The organism is Dellaglioa sp. CoH-57-MRSF-17 (assembly GCF_056782015.1).
Genome location: NZ_JBXAXY010000120.1, coordinates 1 through 283, shown reverse-complemented (window position 1 = coordinate 283; position 283 = coordinate 1). Strand labels below are relative to the sequence as shown.

At 55.8% G+C, this 283-nt stretch carries 1 protein-coding gene; it reads left to right on the top strand.

The genetic code is table 11. The features are described from left to right. A partial coding sequence (locus AC1RPJ_RS08105) for a hypothetical protein (protein ID WP_429608760.1) occupies positions 1 to 233 on the top strand: 233 nt, incomplete at its 5' end. Between the last annotated feature and the right edge of the window lie 50 nt (positions 234 to 283).

Below are 283 nucleotides of genomic sequence, written 5' to 3'. Positions count from 1 at the left end.
AGGTACAAGTCGTTAGCGCTGCTACCTCAGACGTGGTGACGGTACCGCTGACCGTGGTTGCCGATATCCGCCGCGCACCGATCCCCAAGTCGTTCGGGGACAAGATGCGGACAGCCGGTATCAGCCGTGAAGACAAGAACCAGCAGATCGAGTACTACAAGCAGCTGTTCGCGTATGACCCTGCGTACCTGCGTAGTGTCATCGATATCGTGAACGAAGATAGCACGGCCTAAGCCTCTCTGCTTTAATCGTCCCAAACCCCTTAACAACCCATGTGAGTCCC